Consider the following 15,953-nt stretch of genomic DNA (forward strand, 5'->3'; position numbering starts at 1 on the left):
CCCGAACTCTCGGTATCCGAAGGATCTGACGTACGCATGCGCAAGCAAACCCTGGCCGAGGTACCGCCGACCGCGTACGGAGTGGCGGCCGGGTCGGCCCGTTCACCGAGGGCGCCGGTGATGCGGTGCGGCCGGTCGTGGAGACCGCCGTGCGGTACGTCCACTCCGTCGTGGACGGAGTGGGCGGCAGCGCCACGACGCTCGCGTACGGCGTGACGGGCGACATCCGGCCGTTCGCGTACGGCGTGGGCGGCGAGGCCGGAGAGGCGGCCCCGGTCGCGACCGAGGCGGCCGGCCGGACCGGTTCCGTCGCCCGTCACCTGACCGGAGCCGCCGGGCCCACCGCCGTCCAGGACATGGCCGAGTCCGTCACGCCGAGCCGTCCGCCGCCCGGGCGAGGCGGTTCCTCGTACGGCATCTGACCACCCCCGTCGTACGGCCGGGCCCGAAGGCCCGCCGTACGGCAGCCCTCCGAAAGGCCTCCGCACCGCATCCGACTCCGCAGGGCGCAGGCCCGTACGGCCGAAATCCGTTCGGTCCGTCCGGGCACGACCCCGCGGTCCGGGCCGGTGGTCCTCATTGGGGTGAGGACCGCCGGCTCACGCCCCTGGAACCGGATCCAGGGGCTGTTCGCGGGGCCTCACCAGGCAAACCCCAGCCTGGTGAGGCCCTTTACTCTGGCAATCTGTGACCGTAATCACCGCCCAGGTGTGATCTGCGATTTACGACCCCACGGTCGGCGGAGATAACCTGCGAGACGGACATGCCGCGTGTCGGCCACCGTGCTCACGCCCTCCTTGTGACCGCGCAGTCACGTTGCCCTCGCGGCACGCCCACGCAGACAACGAACCGCGAATTACCTGATAGGGACGGACGCGCGTGGACCTGTTCGAGTACCAGGCGAGGGACCTCTTCGCCAAGCACGGTGTACCGGTGCTGGCCGGTGAAGTCATCGACACGCCTGAAGGGGCGCGCGCGGCGACCGAGCGACTTGGCGGCAAGTCCGTCGTCAAGGCGCAGGTCAAGGTCGGTGGCCGCGGCAAGGCCGGCGGCGTGAAGCTGGCCGGCACCCCGGACGAGGCCGTCGCTCGTGCGACGGACATTCTCGGCATGGACATCAAGGGCCACACGGTCCACAAGGTGATGATCGCCGAGACGGCCCCGGAGATTCTTGAGGAGTACTACGTCTCGTACCTCCTCGACCGCACGAACCGCACCTTCCTCGCCATGGCGTCCGTACAGGGCGGCATGGACATCGAGGAGGTCGCGGAGAAGACCCCCGAGGCCCTCGCGAAGGTCCCGGTCGACGCCGTCGAGGGCGTTTCGATCGAGAAGGCCCGCGAGATCGTGGCCCTGGCGAAGTTCCCGGCCGAGGTGGCCGAGAAGGTCGCCGAGATCCTCGTGACCCTGTGGGAGACCTTCGTCGCGGAGGACGCGCTCCTCCTGGAGGTCAACCCCCTCGCCAAGGTCGCCTCCGGCGCCGTGCTGGCGCTGGACGGGAAGGTCTCCCTGGACGAGAACGCCGAGTTCCGCCAGGCGGACCACGCCGCTCTTGAGGACAAGGAGTCGGCCAACCCGCTGGAGGCCGCCGCCAAGGCGAAGAACCTCAACTACGTCAAGCTCGACGGCGAGGTCGGCATCATCGGCAACGGCGCGGGTCTCGTCATGAGCACCCTCGACGTCGTCGCGTACGCCGGTGAGGCCCACGGCGGCGTGAAGCCGGCCAACTTCCTCGACATCGGCGGCGGCGCCTCCGCCGCGGTCATGGCGAACGGCCTGGAGATCATCCTCGGCGACCCGGACGTCAAGTCCGTCTTCGTCAACGTCTTCGGTGGCATCACCGCCTGTGACGAGGTCGCCAACGGCATCGTCCAGGCGCTGCAGCTGCTCGCCGACAAGGGCGAGGAGGTCAGCAAGCCGCTGGTCGTGCGTCTCGACGGCAACAACGCCGAGCTGGGTCGCAAGATCCTCTCCGACGCCAACCACCCGCTGGTGCAGCGCGTGGACACCATGGACGGCGCGGCCGACAAGGCCGCCGAGCTCGCGGCCGCGAAGTAAGGGACGAGGGACAGAACAGCCATGGCTATCTTCCTCAACAAGGACAGCAAGGTCATCGTCCAGGGCATGACCGGTGCCACGGGCATGAAGCACACCAAGCTGATGCTCGCCGACGGTACGAACATCGTCGGCGGTGTGAACCCGCGCAAGGCCGGCACGTCGGTCGACTTCGACGGCACCGACATCCCCGTCTTCGGCACGGTCGCCGAGGCCATCGAGAAGACGGGCGCCAACGTGTCCGTCCTCTTCGTGCCGCCGGCCTTCTCCAAGGCCGCCGTCGTCGAGGCCATCGACGCCGAGATCCCCCTCGCGGTCGTCATCACCGAGGGCATCGCCGTCCACGACTCCGCCGCCTTCTGGGCGTACGCGAAGTCGAAGGGCAACAAAACCCGCATCATCGGCCCGAACTGCCCCGGTCTCATCACCCCGGGCCAGTCCAACGCCGGCATCATCCCGGGCGACATCACGAAGCCGGGCCGCATCGGCCTGGTCTCGAAGTCCGGCACGCTGACGTACCAGATGATGTACGAGCTGCGTGACATCGGCTTCTCGTCGGCCGTCGGCATCGGTGGCGACCCGGTCATCGGTACGACGCACATCGACGCGCTCGCCGCGTTCGAGGCCGACCCCGACACCGACCTGATCGTCATGATCGGTGAGATCGGCGGCGACGCCGAGGAGCGTGCGGCGGACTACATCGCGAAGAACGTGACGAAGCCGGTCGTCGGCTACGTCGCGGGCTTCACCGCGCCCGAGGGCAAGACCATGGGCCATGCCGGCGCCATCGTCTCCGGCTCCTCCGGCACGGCCGCCGCCAAGAAGGAGGCCCTTGAGGCCGCCGGTGTCAAGGTCGGCAAGACGCCGACCGAGACGGCGAAGCTGGCCCGCGCCATCCTGGCCGGCTGACCCGCCGGTTCACTGTTCGCCGGTACGCCGACGGGCCCGCACCCCCACCCGGGGTGCGGGCCCGTCCGCGTTGCCGGGTGGCCCGGCAGTTCAGCGGAGCTGCGGCAGCAGCCTCTCCGGGCCCTCGCCGAACATGCCGCGCAGCTTGGCGCGCAGCTCCAGGTCCCGCGCCGACAGCGGGGCGGGGCCGGAACGCGGCGGAACTCCGGGCACCTTCGTGGCCGGGGCCTGCGGTGCCTCGTAGTGGTCGGGGGCCGTGTGCAGCGTGAACGCGGTGGAACCGACGATCAGGACCGTGAAGGCGATGGCCGCGCGGGTCCAGCGGCGGGCCCGGCGCTCGCTGCCCGAGCGCACGACGACGGGCTTCGGGGTGGTCCGCAGCCGTTCCGTGCCGCCGAGCTCCTTGAGCCGCCGTCGCAGTTCCCCCTTCTCCGCCAGTTCGGGGAGGCGCCGGGCGACGGTCGCGCGCGCGTACAGCAGCCGGTTCGCCGCCGCCGGAGTGCTCGCCTCCGTCTCGGCCGCGGTCTCCGCCAGCCCGATCCCGACACCGTCGTAGAGGAGCAGGGTCCGCCGGTACACGGGCGGCAGGTTCAGCAGTGTCGACAACAGCCGGCGGTCGTCCAGGGCGGCCGGCGGCGGCTCCGGGGCCCGGTGGCGCAGTCGCAGCCGGTGCCAGGGGGACATCGCGTACTCGTACGCCGCCGCCCGCACCCAGCCCGCCGGATCCCGGTCGACCGCCACCTCGGGCCAACGCTGCCACGCCAGTTGGAAGGCCCGCTCGACGGACTCCCGCGCCAGCTCACGCCGTCCGGTGAGCAGATACGCCTGCCGTACGAGGGCGGGGGCGGCGTACGCGTAGAGGGCGTCGAAGGCCTGATCGGGCGTCAGGTCGGTGGCGGCGGGGGCAGCGGTCTGCGTCACCGGGCACCCTTTCGTACGTAAAAGTACATAAAACATATATTGGGCGACACATCCGAGGTTCGCCTGTTACGACGGGAAAGCGCGTGTCGTTGGGAGCATGGCGGGCGTGACCCAGATGACCGACCGCAGCCCCGATCGCAGCCCGGACCGCAGCCCGTCGTTGCCGCCGCCGCTCGCCCGGCTGCGCGAACGGTCGCCCGGACTGGCCGCGGGCCTGGCCGGCGGCGTGCTCGCCGCCGGCCTTGGGCTGGCGGCGCTCGCCGTCCTCGTGACGGTCCTGTGGATCAGTTCGCCCTACCCGGACAGCGGTCCCGACGGGGCCCTGCACGTCGCCGCCGCGCTGTGGCTGCTGGCGCACGGTGCCGAACTCGTCCGCACGGACACGCTGTCCGGCGTACCCGCACCCATTGGTGTGACTCCCCTGCTCCTGGTCGCGCTGCCCGTGTGGCTGCTGCACCGCGCGGCGCGCGACGCGGCGGACGGCAAGCCGGCCGACGGCGACGGGTCCGGGGGTTCGTCGTCCGCCGTTCGCGCGGCGTGGGCGGGAACCGTCACGGGCTATCTGACGGTCGGCGCCGCCGCCGCGGTGTACGCCTCGGGCGGCGAACCGGGCCCGTCGTGGACGTCCGTCGTCCTGTGGCCGCCGCTGCTCGCGGTGACCGCGGCGGGCGCGGGCGTCTGGACGGCGTACGGGCGACCGCTCGGGCCGCTGCCACGGTCTCTGCGCCACGCTCTCGACACCCTTCGCCTGGCGTCCGTCACGTCTTTCGAAGCCGGGTCGCGGCTCCTGGCCGCCGTACGTGCCGCCGCCGCCGGGGCCGCGGTGCTCGTCGGCGGCGGGGCGGTGCTCGTCGGGGTCTCGCTGGTGTGGCACGGAGGGCCGGCGCGACTGTCGTTCCTGCAGCTCACGGACAGTTGGTCGGGCCGGTTCGCGGTGCTGCTCCTGGCACTGGCCCTCGTCCCGAACGCGGCGGTGTGGGGGGCCGCGTACGCGCTCGGTCCCGGGTTCGCGCTCGGGACCGGGCATGCGGCGGGGCCGTTGCTGTCGGACCCCGGCTCGCGGCTGCCGCCCTTCCCCCTGCTGGCGGCTCTTCCGGACGCTGGCCCCGGGACGGCGCCGAACTGGGCGGCGGGAGCCGTGCCCCTGGTGGCCGGCGTGGTGGTGGCGTGGTTCACGGTCGGGGCGGGGGTGCCGGCCCGCAAGGGTGCGGGCGGGGGAGAGGACGCTGCTTCGGCTGCCGCCCGGCGCGCGGCGGCCTGGTCGGCCGGACGTACCGCCGGGGCACTGGCGCTCGCGGCGGCCCTGTGCGGCCTGGCCCTCGCGGTGCTCGCGGCCCTGGCGGGCGGGCCCCTCGGGGTGGCCGCGCTCGCCGACTTCGGCCCTGTCTGGTGGCAGACGGGGCCGGCCGCGGCGTTCTGGATCGCGGTGGTGGGCCTGCCGACGGGCCTGGCCCTGCGCTCCTGGCGCCTGCGCGAGCCCCGGACCCGGGCACCGCGTGTACGCGCCGCGGACCCGGGTGGCCTGCGAGGCCGGGCGCTCCGGGTACGGGGCTTCCGCGTACGCGGACGTGGGGTACGCGGACCTCGGGTACGGAACCTCCGCGTGCGGGGCCTCCGCGTACGGGGCCTCTGGGCTCTGCGCGCACGAGACCATGGGCAGTCCAAGGAGGGGCAGTCCACCGATGTGCAGCCCGCCGACGGGCAGGCGTCCGAGGGGCAGGCGTCCGAGGGACAGTCGGTCGAGGGACAGTCGGTCGAGGGACAGCCGGCCGGGGAGCGGGCGACCGGGGAGCACTCGATCTACGAGTTCCTGGTCCACGAGCCTCCGGCGGCTCCGGCGAACGGGTCTCCGAGCCCGGCGGCCCAGGTGCCGTCCGGCCAGGTGCCGTCCGGCCAGGCGCCGCCCGTTCAAGAGCCGCAGAGCCCTCCGACCTCGCCCGTACCTCCGGTGGAGCCCACGCCTACGCCCAAATCCACGCCCGTGCCCCCACCCTCGCTCAGGGATCCCTCCGGCTCCGCCGAACCGGAGTCGTCCTCGCGAACCCGCTGGTTCTCGCGGTTCCGGCGCGGGCGGCGGGCGGCGGGGGAGCCCGGTACGACCACCGGCACCCGTACGGGCCGTACGGCCCCCGATCCCGACTTCGAGCCCTACGACTTCCTGCCGCCCCCCGACCCCTACGGGTCCCTCTGGCAAGACGACCGGCAAGACGGCTGGCACGACGACGTCTCACGCGAGACCCGCTGGGCGGCGCTGAAGCAGGCGTCCACCCCCGTCGACCGGGTCGACCCCCCGGACTGACGGCCGACTGTCGGCCGACCGGGGGCCGACTGAACCCGGCCCGGCCCCCGGGTCAGTCGCGGGTGCCCAGGAACCCCTGCAGCTCGTCCGGCAGCAGGGTGTCGCAGGACTTCTCCGCCGTGTTGGTGAGGGAGTCGTTCACACAGGTGTAGTAGTCGCGGTACACGAGCTGTGCCGTGAACGTCATCGCGACCATGGCGAGCGCCAGGGACGCCGTGACGAGGCCGCTGATCGCCGCGGTCTTCTGGGGCTTGGAGCCCTGGCCGACCGGCGCCGGGGTGTCCGGGTCCGCCGAGCGCGGCTCGGCGCGCAGGGCGCTGATCGACCAGTACAGGGCCAGCGCGCCGAGCAGCAACGCCATGTACGGCCAGCTGAAGAGGGCGAAGAAGAACGCCCACATGCCGGACAGCAGCGCGTACCGGGCGCGCCGTTGCGCGGGGTCGGTCGGGTCCCAGCGCGTCCCCGCGCCCGGCCCGCCGGACCCTTCGGGACCGCCCTGGCCGCCACCGGGACCGCCCGAGTTGCCGGAGCCCGGTTTGTCACCGAAACGGCCGCCCTGCGCGGGCCCCGGCTGCCGGTCGCTCCACTGGCTGCCCCAGGGGGAGCTGCCGTCGTCCTGGCCGCCCCTGCCGTCCTGACTACGGCCGCCCGCGGGCCGCCGCGGCTGCCACGGCCGGTCGGGGGTGCCCTCCGGCGGCGGGGCGAAGGGGTTGTCGTCCGAGGGGCTTCCCGGCGCACTGGGCGGCTCGGGCCGCTGCCCGGAGTCCGGGGTGCCGGAGCCCTGCCCGTTCTCGGGCACGTCGTCGCTCTCCCGCGGTGGAGTGGGAGAGGAGCGCCGCTCGCGCAGCAGGAGCGGAGGGCGTCGGAGACTTCGGTCCGGCATCAGGTGTGCGTCTTCCCCTTGGTGGTGTCGGGCGGTGGTGTTCGGCGCTGGTGACCGGCGGGCAGCTGTCCACAGAGTCGGCTACGCCTCCGGGGCTCACTTCCCGGACATTCGTACCTGTACCTGTCCCTGGTCAACGTCCCGTGCGCGAAAGGCGTTCCCCTGCGCGGACCGTCTTCCGGGGGTGGTTCCTCCCCAGACGCTACCTTCCGGCCGCGCCCCCGTCCCGTGGGGGCCGCCCGGTGTGCCGGTATCGTTGCTGGCGGTCGGCCGCTTCGTAGACTTCCCCGTATCCGGGGGCGCGAAGCATTCGTACGACCATACAAAGGCACTCCCCGAGAAAGGGCCCCGCCGTGGCCAAGGCCAAGCGCCTCGTCGTGCTGGTCTCCGGATCAGGTACGAATCTGCAGGCCCTCCTCGACGCGATCGCGTCGCGTGGAGTGGCCGGCTACGGAGCCGAGATCGTCGCGGTCGGCGCGGACCGCGAGAACATCGCGGGGCTTGAGCGCGCCGAGCGTGCCGGGCTGCCGACCTTCGTCCGCCGGGTGAAGGACTACGGGACCCGTGACGAGTGGGACGCGGCACTGGCCGAGGCCACCGGGTCGTACGCACCGGATCTCGTCGTCTCGGCCGGGTTCATGAAGATCGTGGGCAAGGAGTTCCTGGCCCGCTTCGGCGGCCGGTGCGTGAACACCCACCCCGCCCTGCTGCCCAGCTTCCCGGGGGCGCACGGCGTCCGTGACGCCCTCGCCTACGGCGCGAAGGTCACCGGGTGCACCGTCCACTTCGTCGACGACGGCGTCGACACCGGCCCGATCATCGCCCAGGGCGTGGTCGAGGTCCGGAACGAGGACTACGAAGACGATGGGTCCGCTCTCCATGAGCGCATCAAGGAAGTCGAGCGAAGGCTGCTCGTCGATGTCGTGGGGCGGCTCGCCCGCAACGGCTATCGCATCGAGGGACGAAAGGTAGTTATCCAGTGACCGCCGAGAGCACAGGCAGCGCAGGCAGCGCCGGCAGCACAGACACGGCCGAGAGCGGCAAGCGGGTCATCCGGCGCGCGCTCGTCAGCGTCTACGACAAGACCGGACTCGAAGAGCTCGCCCGTGGCCTGCACGCGGCGGGCGTGGAGCTGGTCTCCACCGGTTCGACCGCCGCGAAGATCGCCGCCGCCGGGGTCCCCGTCACCAAGGTCGAGGAGCTCACCGGCTTCCCCGAGTGCCTGGACGGCCGGGTCAAGACGCTGCACCCCCGCGTGCACGCGGGCATCCTCGCCGACTTGCGTCTTGAGTCCCACCGGCAGCAGCTCGGCGAGCTGGGCGTCGAGCCGTTCCAGCTGGTCGTCGTGAACCTCTACCCGTTCCGGGAGACCGTCGCCTCGGGCGCCACCCCCGACGAGTGCGTCGAGCAGATCGACATCGGCGGCCCCTCGATGGTCCGTGCCGCCGCCAAGAACCACCCGTCCGTCTCCGTGGTGACCAGCCCCGAGCGGTACGCCGACGTGCTGTCCGCGGTCCGCGACGGCGGCTTCGACCTGCGCGCCCGCAAGCGGCTCGCCGCCGAGGCCTTCCAGCACACGGCCGCGTACGACGTCACCGTCGCCTCCTGGTTCGCGAGCGAGTACGCGCCCGCCGACGACTCGGGCTTCCCCGAGTTCATCGGCTCGACCTTCGAGAAGCGCAACACCCTGCGCTACGGGGAGAACCCGCACCAGGGTGCCGCCCTCTACGTCGACGGGACGGGCGGTCTGGCCGACGCCGAGCAGCTGCACGGCAAGGAGATGTCCTTCAACAACTACACGGACACGGATGCCGCGCGCCGTGCCGCGTACGACCACGACGACCCGTGCGTCGCGATCATCAAGCACGCCAACCCGTGCGGCATCGCGATCGGCGCGAACGTCGCCGAGGCGCACCGCAAGGCGCACGCCTGCGACCCGCTCTCCGCGTTCGGCGGCGTCATCGCCGTCAACCGTCCCGTCTCCAAGGAGATGGCGGAGCAGGTCGCCGAGATCTTCACCGAAGTCATCGTCGCGCCCGAGTACGAGGACGGCGCGCTGGAGGCCCTCGCCAAGAAGAAGAACATCCGCGTGCTCCGCGCCCACCAGGGTCCGGCCGCGCAGGTCGAGGTCAAGCAGATCGACGGCGGCCGGCTCCTCCAGGTCACCGACCGCCTCCAGGCCGACGGCGACGACCCGTCCTCCTGGACCCTGGCGACCGGCGACGCCCTCTCGCCCGGCGAGCTGGACGAGCTGGCCTTCGCCTGGCGCGCCTGCCGGGCCGTCAAGTCCAACGCGATCCTCCTCGCCAAGGACGGCGCCTCCGTCGGCGTCGGCATGGGCCAGGTCAACCGTGTCGACTCCGCCAAGCTCGCGGTCGAGCGCGCGGGCGCCGAGCGTGCCCGGGGCTCCTTCGCCGCCTCGGACGCCTTCTTCCCCTTCCCCGACGGCCTGGAGATCCTGACCGCGGCCGGCGTCAGGGCAGTGGTCCAGCCCGGCGGTTCGGTCCGTGACGAACTGGTCGTCGAGGCGGCCAGGAAGGCCGGCGTCACCATGTACTTCACGGGGACGCGGCACTTCTTCCACTGAGTCACGTGAGTCACGCGTGGGGCGGCCCGCCGGCAGTACCTTCCGGTACACCGGCGGGCCGTTGTCGTCGAAGTCCGGCCCCTCGCCGCCGGAGGCCTTCGACCGTCGCCGAGGTGTCCTCAGCAGTTCTTGCTGACGACGTCCTTCCACGTCTTGTTCTTCCCCGTGTAGCTCTTGCCGTTGAAGTGCACGGCCTTGCGGTTGGCCTCCGTGGGGATGCCGCCGGTCTTGTAGCGCTGCTCGTAGTGCAGGTGCGCCCAGTTGCCGCTGTTGCTGCCGGTCGCGCCGACGCGGCCGATCCTGGTCTTCGCGTTGACGCGGTCGCCCTTCTGGACGTACCTGCTGTGCTTGTCCTTGAGGTGGTAGTACGCCGTGTACCAGCCGCTGCCGTGGTGGACGATGATGACGTTGCCGGCGCCCCGGTCCCAGAACGTGCGGGCCACCTTGCCCTTGAAGCCGGGGTACACCGCCTTGCCCGACGATCCCGAGTTGTTCTTCACCACGATGTCCAGGGCCGGGTTGTGGCCGCTGCCGTAGGTGTCGAGCCGCCAGTGCGTGTTGCAGGCGAACGGCATCTGGAACTTGGGCTTGGCCGCCGCGACCAGGTCGGACGCCTTGGCCGGTGCCGGTGCCGCCGTGGCCGTACCGGCGGACTCAAGGCCGAACGAGAGCGCGAGCGCGCCCGCCGCGAGTGCCACGGCCGTCCTGCGGCCCCGGACTGTGACTGCTGTCTTCATCTGCATCTCCCCGCTGTCGTGCTTCCGTCGTCGTCCCGCTGTTCTCCTTTGCGGACACGTGAAGCATCTGGTGACAGCCGTCGACGCGGAACCTCGAAAGTTGTAGGGCGACCGGTACGGCAGCCGCCGGTTCAGCAGCTCCGCACCCATGCGTGGGAGCGGATCACCAGGCCGCCGGGGTCGGGGAAGTCGACCTTCTGGAGGGACTGGACACAGCCGAACGGCTTCTTCCTTCCGGGCTCGCGGAAGAGCTGGACGTCGTCGTGCGGGTCCCCGGTGTAGCCGTTGTTGAAGGCCGACCTCGGTTTGGTGGTCTTCGCCCAGTCGCAGGTGACGATGCCGCCGATCCAGTCGTCGTCGTACTCGTACCAGGCGCACATCTCGCCCTGTCCGTCCGGCTCCGTGAAGAAGCAGACGTCGCCCTGGTCGCAGCGCGCGTACCCCTGGGGCGCCGGTTCGCGCAGGGCGAGGAGGCCGGCGGTGGCCAGCGACACCGTCGTGATCGCCGCGAGCGAGCCGAGGACGGCCGGATGCGGGCCGCGCCTCGGCCTCAGCCGGGGCAGCCGCGGGGAACGGGCCGCCCCCGCCGCGGCCTCGACCCGGCGGAGCAGGGTCTGTGCGGAGTGCGGGGCCCGGTCGGCGTGGGTGGGGGCGAGGCAGTCGGTGACGATCTGCCGCCAGGCGTCCGGGAGTTCGGGCGAGAGGCGGAGCTCGTCACGGCCCTTGGCATAGCGCTGGACCGCTTCCCGGCGGGCGACCGGGTTCGTCCCGGGGAAGGGCAGGCCGCCGGTGAGTACCAGGTGGGCGACGATGCCGAAGGCCCAGATGTCGGCGGTGGGACGGGTCTGGTGGCCGCGGTCGCCGACCTCGGCCCACAGGAGTTCGGGCGGGGTGTAGTCGGTGGTCGTGAACGCGGGGGAGTACGCGTGGGTGCCGTCCAGTTCGGCGGCCAGGTTGAAGTCCGCGAGCCGGACCGAACCGTCCGCCATCAGCAGCACGTTGGCGGGTTTGAGGTCGCCGTGCACCCAGCCCGCGTGGTGCAGGTGGGCCACCCCCTCGCAGATCTGGGCAACCAGTGAGGGCCCTCCGGGGACGGCGACAGCGCGGCCGGCCGGAGCGTCCCCTCGACCCCGTGACCGGGTCGGCAGCCGGTCGAGCAGTTGGTCGAGGGAGCCCTCGGCGCGTTCCAGGACGAGGACGGTGGCGCCGTCGAGGCCGGGGCGAGCGGGGTCGTCCACGGTCAGGGTCTCGTACATGCGGACGAGACGTGGGCGCTGCAGTCTGCGCAGCAGATCGGTCTCCCGCTCGGCGAGTTCCCGAAGGTGGCGCAGTTGGCGTGGCGTCTGGGTGCCCGTGGGCAGGAACTTCAGCGCGGCCTCGGCCGGCAGGCCCTCGGCGGGCTCGGCGCACCGGGCGTCGTACACGCTGCCGAAGGCCCCGGACGCGATGGGGTCGCGTACCTCCCAGGCGCCGACGCGGTAACCGCGCGGGACCTGCACGGTGTGCGACGGCTCGACGCTCATCGGGTGGCCTCCGCCTTCCCGCTCAGCAGCGCCAGGTCGGCCTCCCGTACGAGGTCGAAGCGCAGGGCCAGTGAGGCCAGGCGCTCCTTCTTGCCGTTGAGGCGGGGGCCGCCGCACGGTGCCGTGTCCGGAGCCGGTTTGAGACGCAGCTTGACCGCCAGGTAGTCGATGTTCCACGCCACCGACGCACGGGAGACGGACGGCCACAGCGGGCGGAGCCGCTCGACCAGCTCCTCGGCCGTGGGCAGGGGGGCGTGCGGCTCGCCGCGCAGGCGTGCGGCGCACAGCGCGACCAGGACCTGGAAGTACCGCTTGTCGCGGTCGAGGGGGAAGGCGGACGCGGTGGGCGCCCCGTGGCTCGGGCCGGTGCGGTCCAGATGGTCGTGGCGTGGGGCCCAGACGTCGAAGCTCAACAGCTCGCTCCGGGCGGGCAGGACCACACGCGAGAACTCGAAGGGTATCGGGGCGTCGAGCCGGCCCGGCGGGACCTTGATGTGCTCGCCCGCGCCTTCGGGGTTCTCGACGACGTACGTCTGCGCGCCGCTCAGATTGCTGAGCCTCCAGTAGCTGCCCACGGCCGCGATCTCCCCGGCCTCCCTGGAGACGCCCTCGTGCGGGATGGCCAGGTACGGGCCGTGCTGACCGTGCTGGCCGGGCGGGCCGTGCGGGCGTTCGGTGCGGCCGAAGGCCAGGCACTCGCCGGGTTCGAGATGGATGTGATCGTCCGGGTGCGCGCTGTGCATGGGCACGACAATGATGCTGTGCATGGCTGCTTCCTCCCCCGACAGAAACTGCGGCCAGGGTAGGGAGGGAGGGTGCGGATGCCTCAAGGGCACGCAAATGTGGAGCGTCGCGAAGAAATCGCATGATCTACGGCAGTAAAGGCAAACCCTGTCAGCGGGTGAACGGGCCCGGGGGCGATCCGCTGCCGCGCTCGCGATACGGGTTCACAGTGGAGCCGTCGACGCACCAGGGCCGTGTCTCCCGGGCGGGCGGGACGGAACACGGCCCTCGGCGTGGAGGTGTCGTCCCGAGGTCAGTACCGCGGGCGCTTGAACCAGGCGGAGGCGGCGCCGTTCACCATCGAGGCGAGGATGATGCCGGCCATGGCGAGGGAGATGATCCCGCCGAAGGTGACGGAACCGCCGCCTCCTTGCAGGGTGTTGTTGAGACCGCCGAGGATCATCAGTGACGCGTACACGATCGTCGTGACGCGGATGCCGGTGCCGCCGTTCTTGAACTTGACGCCCAGGAAGATCGACAGGGCGCCGAGGCCGACCAGGAGTGCCGCGAACAGGAAACCGAGGCCCGCGAAGGTGTCGGTGTCGTCACCGCTGCCGAAGCCGTTCGACGCGTCCTGCGCGGCGCCGACCACTATGCCGGCGATGATCCCGACCAGGATCTGCAGGCCCGCCAGGATGAACAGCAGGACGCGCGCGGTCTTCATCAGACCCGGCATCTCCATGGGCAGGTGGTTCCCGCCCGGGTAACCGGGATACGCCGGCTGCTGCGGGTAGCCGTAGCCGTAGCCGGGCTGCTGCGGCGGAGCGCCCTGCGGGTAGCCGTAACCGGGCTGGCCCTGGGGAGGCTGGGGCGGGTAACCGGGCTGGCCCTGCGGCTGCTGCGGCGGATATCCGGGCTGCTGGCCCTGGGGAGGCGGGCCGTAGGGGTTGTTCGGATCGCCGAAACTCATGGCGTCTTTCCTCCGTCGTTGCGTCAAGTGCGGGGACGACGCGGCACATTTCGGAGGAAAGTTCTACAGATGCGGTTCGTCCCCCCGGTACTGTCCGCGGCACTGTGTCATTCATCGTCGTTAACGCGTCACTTATTTGTCCAGCCGGATACCGGCTGCGTTGTGCAAGTGCAACCTCGCCGATCATGGGGCGAAGCGGGACAGGTGCGGGGCGGGGCGGGGCGTCGGGGGAGGCCGGGGGCCGTGGGCGGGGGGCCGGATTGGAACCGGGGCCCCGTCATCCGCGAGGATGGGCACATGACCGCCCAGATTCTCGATGGCAAGGCCACCGCAGCCGCGATCAAGTCCGATCTGACCGTCCGCGTGGCGGCCCTGAAGGAGAGGGGCATCACGCCCGGACTCGGGACCGTCCTGGTAGGTGAGGACCCCGGCAGCCAGAAGTACGTCGCGGGCAAGCACCGCGACTGCGCGCAGGTCGGTATCGCCTCCATCCAGCGCGAACTGCCCGCGACCGCCACGCAGGAGGAGATCGAGGCGGTTGTCCGCGAGCTCAACGAGGACCCGTCCTGCACCGGGTACATCGTCCAGCTGCCGCTTCCCAAGGGCATCGACGAGAACCGCATCCTCGAACTGATGGACCCGGACAAGGACGCGGACGGGCTCCATCCGATGAACCTCGGCCGTCTCGTCCTGAACGAGCCCGCCCCGCTGCCCTGCACCCCGAACGGCGTCCTCACGCTGCTCCGGCGGTACGGAGTGGAGATCAAGGGTGCCGAGGTCGTGGTCGTCGGCCGTGGTGTGACCATCGGCCGGTCGATGCCGCTGCTGCTCACGCGGCGCTCGGAGAACGCGACGGTCACGCAGTGCCACACCGGTACGCGTGATCTGGCCGCGCATCTGCGCCGGGCCGACATCATCGTGGCCGCGGCGGGTTCCGCGCACCTGATCCGCCCCGAGGACGTGAAGCCGGGGGCGGCCGTCCTCGACGTCGGCGTCTCCCGCAACGCCGAGGGCAAGATCGTGGGCGACGTCCACCCCGGGGTGGCCGAGGTCGCCGCGTGGATCTCGCCGAACCCGGGCGGAGTGGGTCCGATGACCCGCGCCCAGCTTCTCGTCAACGTGGTCGAGGCGGCGGAACGCAGTGCCGGCTGACCGCGAGCCGGCGGCCCCGGCGGAGGAGGATGCCGTGACGTCACCGGAGAGCGGGGCCCGGGCCACGACTGACGCACGGCCCCGGGCTTCCGCACCGACCCCGGCCACTGCACCGACCCCGGCTTCTGCGCAGGCCCCGGTCTCTGCGCAGGCCACGACGTCGGACTCGGCCACGACGTCGGACTCGGCCACGACGTCGGACTCGGCCACGACGTCGGACTCGGCCACGGCCACGGCCTCGGCCTCGGCCTCGGCCTCGGCCGGGAGCGAAGCCCCGGCTGGGCAGGGTGCCGTCCGATCGGGGTCCGGCCCGGCAGCGGCGTCGGACCCGGCATCGGCTTCGGGCCCGGAATCGGCTTCGGGCCCGGAATCGGCCGCCGGTCCAACTTCGGACTCGGCGTCCGGCCAGGCTCCGGCTCTGGACCCGGCTTCGGGCTCGGCCTCGGCTCCGGACCTGGCCTCGGTTTCGGACCCGGGCTCCGACCCGGGCTCCGACCCGGGTTCGGAGTCGGCCTCGGACCCGGGCCCGATCCCGGAATCGGCGGCTGAGGCGGATGCGGGAGTCGGCTCGGCTTCGGAGGGTGGAGCGGAAGTGGGGGCCGGATCCGGTCAGGGTGAGGAGCTGACCGTTCGTGACGCCGTCAGTGCGCCCGGGCCCGACGGGGAGCCCCGGCGTGTCACGCGGCGGTTCCCGCTGTTCACCCGGGACACCGCGCGGCCCGAGGACGGCGGCAGGGCGGCCCCCCGCGGCGCGCCCGCGCCCGCACGGCAGTGGCCGATCCTCGCGGTCACCGGCCTGGTCGGACTCGGCCTGTTGCTGACCGCGCTCGACGCGTTCAAGGCGGGAACCCTGCTGATCGGCGTGGCACTGCTCGCGGGCGCCGCCATGCGCTGGGTGCTGCCCGACGTGGGCATGCTCGCCGTCCGCTCCCGGTTCACGGACCTCGTCACGTACGGCGTCCTGGGGGCGACCATCGCGCTGCTCGCGATGATGGCGCAGCCGAACCCCTGGCTGGAGCTTCCGTTCCTGGACGACACGCTGCACTTCACGATCAGGACGTAACAGGACGTAACAGGACGTGAGCGGCGGCGCCCGTCCACTCCCCCGAAGCGCGGAGGGGCGCCGCCTGGAACAAGGGTCATGGACGTGCCGACGGCCGTTCAATACCTGTCAGCCGCCTGTGGCAGGGAGGT

14 protein-coding genes are annotated in these 15,953 nt (G+C 71.9%); 8 read left to right on the plus strand and 6 right to left on the minus strand.

Annotated elements, in window-relative coordinates:
* Positions 1-137: 137 nt before the first annotated feature.
* The 3 genes from ACH4DZ_RS09760 (at position 138) to sucD (ending at position 2,964) form a co-directional block, all read left to right on the plus strand.
* Positions 138-422: a hypothetical protein gene (locus ACH4DZ_RS09760; protein WP_398286469.1), complete on the plus strand. Its 285-nt coding sequence runs from the start codon at positions 138-140 to the stop codon at positions 420-422.
* Between the two features lie 457 nt (positions 423-879).
* On the plus strand, positions 880-2,058 hold the full coding sequence (gene sucC / locus ACH4DZ_RS09765) for an ADP-forming succinate--CoA ligase subunit beta (protein ID WP_398286470.1): 1,179 nt from the start codon (positions 880-882) through the stop codon (positions 2,056-2,058).
* Positions 2,059-2,079: 21 nt separating this feature from the next.
* Positions 2,080-2,964, plus strand: a complete 885-nt coding sequence (gene sucD / locus ACH4DZ_RS09770) for a succinate--CoA ligase subunit alpha (protein WP_107015729.1) — start codon at positions 2,080-2,082, stop codon at positions 2,962-2,964.
* Between the two features lie 90 nt (positions 2,965-3,054).
* On the opposite strand, the gene ACH4DZ_RS09775 is transcribed toward sucD, so the two are convergent.
* Positions 3,055-3,885, minus strand: coding sequence for an RNA polymerase subunit sigma-70 (locus ACH4DZ_RS09775; protein ID WP_398286471.1), 831 nt, complete (start codon positions 3,883-3,885; stop codon positions 3,055-3,057).
* A 97-nt stretch (positions 3,886-3,982) separates the two neighbouring features.
* Here ACH4DZ_RS09775 and ACH4DZ_RS09780 point away from each other — a divergent pair, with 97 nt between their 5' ends.
* A complete protein-coding gene (locus tag ACH4DZ_RS09780) occupies positions 3,983-6,184 on the plus strand; it encodes a DUF6350 family protein (RefSeq protein ID WP_398286472.1) in 2,202 nt (733 codons plus the stop codon).
* Positions 6,185-6,236: 52 nt separating this feature from the next.
* Here ACH4DZ_RS09780 and ACH4DZ_RS09785 read toward each other — a convergent pair whose 3' ends face one another.
* The gene (locus ACH4DZ_RS09785; protein WP_398286473.1) at positions 6,237-7,067 is read right to left on the minus strand and encodes a hypothetical protein; all 831 of its coding nucleotides are present in this window, start codon (positions 7,065-7,067) and stop codon (positions 6,237-6,239) included.
* A 353-nt stretch (positions 7,068-7,420) separates the two neighbouring features.
* Here ACH4DZ_RS09785 and purN point away from each other — a divergent pair, with 353 nt between their 5' ends.
* Both purN and purH read left to right on the plus strand, forming a co-directional pair.
* On the plus strand, positions 7,421-8,050 hold the full coding sequence (gene purN, locus ACH4DZ_RS09790) for a phosphoribosylglycinamide formyltransferase (RefSeq protein ID WP_398286474.1): 630 nt from the start codon (positions 7,421-7,423) through the stop codon (positions 8,048-8,050).
* Entirely contained in the window at positions 8,047-9,654 is a 1,608-nt protein-coding gene (gene purH, locus ACH4DZ_RS09795) for a bifunctional phosphoribosylaminoimidazolecarboxamide formyltransferase/IMP cyclohydrolase (RefSeq protein WP_398286476.1), read from the plus strand. The genes purN and purH overlap by 4 nt, the downstream gene beginning before the upstream one ends.
* Before the next feature lie 119 nt (positions 9,655-9,773).
* On the opposite strand, the gene ACH4DZ_RS09800 is transcribed toward purH, so the two are convergent.
* The 4 genes from ACH4DZ_RS09800 to ACH4DZ_RS09815 form a co-directional block, all read right to left on the minus strand.
* Positions 9,774-10,391 carry a M23 family metallopeptidase gene (locus ACH4DZ_RS09800; RefSeq protein ID WP_398286478.1) on the minus strand — a complete coding sequence of 206 codons (618 nt, stop codon included), beginning with the start codon at positions 10,389-10,391 and terminating at the stop codon, positions 9,774-9,776.
* Positions 10,392-10,522: 131 nt separating this feature from the next.
* Positions 10,523-11,914: a protein kinase gene (locus tag ACH4DZ_RS09805; RefSeq protein ID WP_398286479.1), complete on the minus strand. Its 1,392-nt coding sequence runs from the start codon at positions 11,912-11,914 to the stop codon at positions 10,523-10,525.
* Positions 11,911-12,681 carry an FHA domain-containing protein gene (locus ACH4DZ_RS09810; protein WP_398286480.1) on the minus strand — a complete coding sequence of 257 codons (771 nt, stop codon included), beginning with the start codon at positions 12,679-12,681 and terminating at the stop codon, positions 11,911-11,913. The genes ACH4DZ_RS09805 and ACH4DZ_RS09810 overlap by 4 nt, the downstream gene beginning before the upstream one ends.
* A 269-nt stretch (positions 12,682-12,950) precedes the next feature.
* Positions 12,951-13,607 carry a hypothetical protein gene (locus ACH4DZ_RS09815; RefSeq protein ID WP_398286481.1) on the minus strand — a complete coding sequence of 219 codons (657 nt, stop codon included), beginning with the start codon at positions 13,605-13,607 and terminating at the stop codon, positions 12,951-12,953.
* A 297-nt stretch (positions 13,608-13,904) separates the two neighbouring features.
* Between ACH4DZ_RS09815 and ACH4DZ_RS09820 the strand changes: the two genes are divergently transcribed.
* Together ACH4DZ_RS09820 and ACH4DZ_RS09825 are read left to right on the plus strand one after the other, a co-directional pair.
* Positions 13,905-14,759, plus strand: coding sequence for a bifunctional methylenetetrahydrofolate dehydrogenase/methenyltetrahydrofolate cyclohydrolase (locus ACH4DZ_RS09820; RefSeq protein ID WP_398286482.1), 855 nt, complete (start codon positions 13,905-13,907; stop codon positions 14,757-14,759).
* A 592-nt stretch (positions 14,760-15,351) separates the two neighbouring features.
* A complete protein-coding gene (locus ACH4DZ_RS09825) occupies positions 15,352-15,822 on the plus strand; it encodes a DUF3017 domain-containing protein (protein WP_398286483.1) in 471 nt (156 codons plus the stop codon).
* The last annotated feature ends 131 nt before the right edge of the window (positions 15,823-15,953 follow it).

It is taken from the genome of Streptomyces sp. NPDC017991 (assembly GCF_044328075.1).
Classification (GTDB): Bacteria; Actinomycetota; Actinomycetes; order Streptomycetales; family Streptomycetaceae; genus Streptomyces.

Excerpts from the sequence above, each read along its gene's own strand:
- sucD (WP_107015729.1), top strand. The coding sequence starts at position 2,080 with ATGGCTATCTTCCTCAACAAGGACAGCAAGGTCATCGTCCAGGGCATG.
- ACH4DZ_RS09780 (WP_398286472.1), top strand. The coding sequence starts at position 3,983 with ATGGCGGGCGTGACCCAGATGACCGACCGCAGCCCCGATCGCAGCCCG.
- ACH4DZ_RS09785 (WP_398286473.1), bottom strand. The coding sequence starts at position 7,067 with ATGCCGGACCGAAGTCTCCGACGCCCTCCGCTCCTGCTGCGCGAGCGG.
- ACH4DZ_RS09800 (WP_398286478.1), bottom strand. The coding sequence starts at position 10,391 with ATGAAGACAGCAGTCACAGTCCGGGGCCGCAGGACGGCCGTGGCACTC.
- ACH4DZ_RS09805 (WP_398286479.1), bottom strand. The coding sequence starts at position 11,914 with ATGAGCGTCGAGCCGTCGCACACCGTGCAGGTCCCGCGCGGTTACCGC.
- ACH4DZ_RS09810 (WP_398286480.1), bottom strand. The coding sequence starts at position 12,681 with ATGCACAGCATCATTGTCGTGCCCATGCACAGCGCGCACCCGGACGAT.
- ACH4DZ_RS09815 (WP_398286481.1), bottom strand. The coding sequence starts at position 13,607 with ATGAGTTTCGGCGATCCGAACAACCCCTACGGCCCGCCTCCCCAGGGC.
- ACH4DZ_RS09820 (WP_398286482.1), top strand. The coding sequence starts at position 13,905 with ATGACCGCCCAGATTCTCGATGGCAAGGCCACCGCAGCCGCGATCAAG.